General features: G+C 67.1%; 3 protein-coding genes. 2 read left to right on the top strand and 1 reads right to left on the bottom strand.

Annotation, left to right across the window (positions count from 1 at the left end):
• Positions 1-479 precede the first annotated feature (479 nt).
• A complete protein-coding gene (locus ACFU7D_RS29190) occupies positions 480-1,742 on the top strand; it encodes a DUF222 domain-containing protein (protein WP_378873914.1) in 1,263 nt (420 codons plus the stop codon).
• A gap of 592 nt (positions 1,743-2,334) precedes the next feature.
• Complete coding sequence (locus tag ACFU7D_RS29185) at positions 2,335-2,883, top strand: DUF4822 domain-containing protein (protein ID WP_378873911.1); 549 nt, start codon at positions 2,335-2,337, stop codon at positions 2,881-2,883.
• Positions 2,884-2,898: 15 nt separating this feature from the next.
• Here ACFU7D_RS29185 and ACFU7D_RS29180 read toward each other — a convergent pair.
• Positions 2,899-3,092, bottom strand: a 194-nt coding sequence (locus tag ACFU7D_RS29180; RefSeq protein ID WP_378873908.1) for a response regulator transcription factor, incomplete at its 5' end; no start/stop codon positions are given.

Below are 3,092 nucleotides of genomic sequence, written 5' to 3'. Positions count from 1 at the left end.
TCTTGACCGGTGTCTCGCGAAGCGAAGCGAGCGAGCCGGTCAAGATGCGCCGACTCGGCATTCATTCACTCCTGGTGGTCGAGCCTGTCGAGACCACCTGTTTCGTGACCGTTCTTCGGGGCTGGTCTGGGCCGCCGACCCGTTCTTGAGGGTCTTCTCGATCTGGACCGGCGTCAAGGACGCCCTTCGGGCGCCGGCTTCGCCGGCCGCTATCGCGGTCCTGGACTCCGGACCAGATCGAGAAAGATTTGGCTGGCTATCGGGGCGGCGGCCCGGGTGTGGCGCAGCGGAATCCTGCTGGGGTAGGTGGGGCTTGTGGGGGTGAAGAGGGTGGCCCTTCGGGCCACTTACCATCCACAGCAGCGATGCCGTTCGCTCACCGCGAAAATAGGCTTTGACCTGCACCTATGGGTGGTTAGATATCCCTTAAAGGCGTAGAATCAGACCCATCACGACACACCTCTGAGGGGAGGGAAGCGATGAGTCTCGAACACGACGTCAACCACTGGGGCACCAACCCTGTTGATCCGATCGACGCCGAACTGGCCGCCATCGAATCCTCCCTCGACAAGCTGCTGACCAGGGACCCTGCCTACTGGCGCACCGGCCAGAAGAAGGACCGCCTGGCCCAGCTGGAGAAGATCCACGCCAAACAAGCCGCGTTGAAGCTCCGGGTCCTCGCCACCGCTGGTGACATCGCCGAGGAGACCGGGGCGAAGGACGTCTCGGGGTGGCTGCGGACCGAGCTGTTGGTCGACAAGGGGGTGGCTCGCTCCCAGATCAAACTCGCTGCTGGTGTCGCGAAGTACGACCTGGTCGCTGCTGGTCTGGCCGGGGGTGTGGTGTCCGAGGACAAGGCGCGGGTGATCACCAAGGCCCTCGAGGTCATCGAGGCCGGCCCTGCGGCCAGTGCCGAAGATCTGGCCCTGGCCGAGAAGCTCCTCGTGGACCACGCCAGCCAGTTGACGGCCAACGAGCTCAAGATCGCCGGACGCCGGGTCCTGGCCGAGATCGACCCCGAACGGTTCGAAGCCGCCGAAGCCAAAGCACTCCAGCGGGAAGAGGAACACGCCTCACGGCGCACCTTCTACTCCTCCCATGACAACGGCGACGGCACCATCGACATCCACGCCCGCGTCTCCCGCGCGGTCGGGATCAGGCTCCGCACCCTCCTCGACTCCCTGGCCCAGCCCCGGAAGTGGTCCGCACAGGACAAGGGCCGCAAAGCCCCCTACGACCGCCTCCTGGGGCAGGCCTTCGCCCGGGTGATCGAGACCTACGACGTCGACCTGCTCCCCAGGCACGGTGGCCACGCCACCACGATGTTCATCACGATGAGCGTCGAGGACCTCCGCAACGACCTCGGCACCGCCGCGTTGGGGTTCGACGGGGACAAGATCACCGCCGCCGAGGCCCGCCGGCTGGCCTGCAACGCGGACCTGGTCCCGGTGGTGCTGGGCACCAACTCCGAGATCCTCGACCTCGGCCGCACCGCCCGCCTGGCGCACCCGATCCAACACCGAGCCCTGCGGCTACGAGATCAAGGCTGCCAAGCCGAGGACTGCGACGCCCCAGCCGCCTGGACCGAAGCCCACCACCTCAAGCCGTGGTCCGAAGGCGGCAAGACCGACATGGCCGACATGGTCCTGTTGTGTCCGAGTGACCATCGTCGGATCCACGACGCCAACTGCGTCTATGAACGCCTCCCGGACGGACGGATCCGGTTCACCCGACGAACCTGAACACATCACGCCCGGAACCCCGCCACCCACATTCTTCGCCACCATGTATCCGTGGCTGCCGAAACGATCGGTGCGCGCTTCCCCCTGGTGGGACTGACGGTCGTCGAGCCGCGACCGCAGCCGAATCGTGCTGTCCGTGCGTCGAACTGGTCGCCGTGTCGAGCCGATCGCCGGCCCCCGAGTCGATCGCTAGCCCGTGCCGATGGCTGGACGAAGGTCCCCGTGGATGCCGATGCTGCCCACGCCACGGTTGGTTCCGCACACCCCAGTACATGGGAGTCAACATCTCGGCAGGCCACGGCGCCCGTTGCCTCGCTGCCGGCGCCGTCCCCGCCGAGGCGGCCAACGCGCCACCCTCCCCGGAGCGACGCGCGCTTGCGAAGCCCGCCGCCTTCACGAGGTGTCATCGTCTAGTAGAGGCCCCGAGACCCCCTGAGGGGCATCGACGCCAACTCCCAAGCCCGTACCCAGCCCAACAACTCCGCGCCAAACCCCGCCGCCGACCCCGAAGAACCGAGCATCATCCGATCGGCTATCCGATCGTGGCCCATTGCCAGATGGCCACGAGCCACGATCACGCGATCGTTGAGCCATGAAGAATTCCACGTTCACCACTCGCCCCGTCCGTCTCCTCGCGACCTCCGTCGCTGCCCTCGCCACCGCGGCCGCGCTCGCGGCGTGCGGCGCGACCGACGGCGCCGCTTCAGGCTCCGAGCAGGCCGGCTCGGCCCAGCAGGCAGCCGAGTCGACCCAGACCGCGACCCCCTCCGAGGTCCTCGCCTCGACCGCGTGGGAGACCACGGGCGCGGTGGACCAGGACGGGAAGGACGTACCCCTCGAGGACGAGAACGTGTCGACTTTTGTCGGCTGGGCCTACTTCGACGCCGACGGCACGTTCACGATGTACAACCTCGACGACTCCCCGAAGATGCAGGGCGACTGGACCGTCACCGAGGACGGCAGCACCCGCCACATCGTCGCCAAGGACGAGGCGGGCGAGGTCATGTTCGAGCGCAACTCGGACATCGTCACCCTGACCGAGGACGAGTTCACCTACCGGGTCTTCCCCGACGAGAACGACAAGTCCGTCTACTTCGACATCGTCCACACGCCCACCGACCACGCGGAGCCGACCAGCTGACCTGATCCGACGGGGTCAGCGTCCGACCAGGCCGGTCTCGTAGGCCAGCACCACCAGCTGGACGCGGTCACGAGAACCGGTCTTGGCCAGCAGCCTGCCGACGTGGGTCTTCACAGTCGCCTCGGCGACCACGAAGGTCTCGGCGATCTCGGTGTTGGACAGGCCGCGACCGACCAGCGTGAGCACCTCGCGCTCACGCTCGGTCAGCG

It is taken from the genome of Nocardioides sp. NPDC057577 (assembly GCF_042801335.1).
Taxonomy (GTDB): Bacteria; Actinomycetota; Actinomycetes; order Propionibacteriales; family Nocardioidaceae; genus Nocardioides.
The sequence above is the reverse complement of the archived record's forward strand: the minus strand, read 5'-3'. Positions and strand labels throughout refer to the sequence as shown.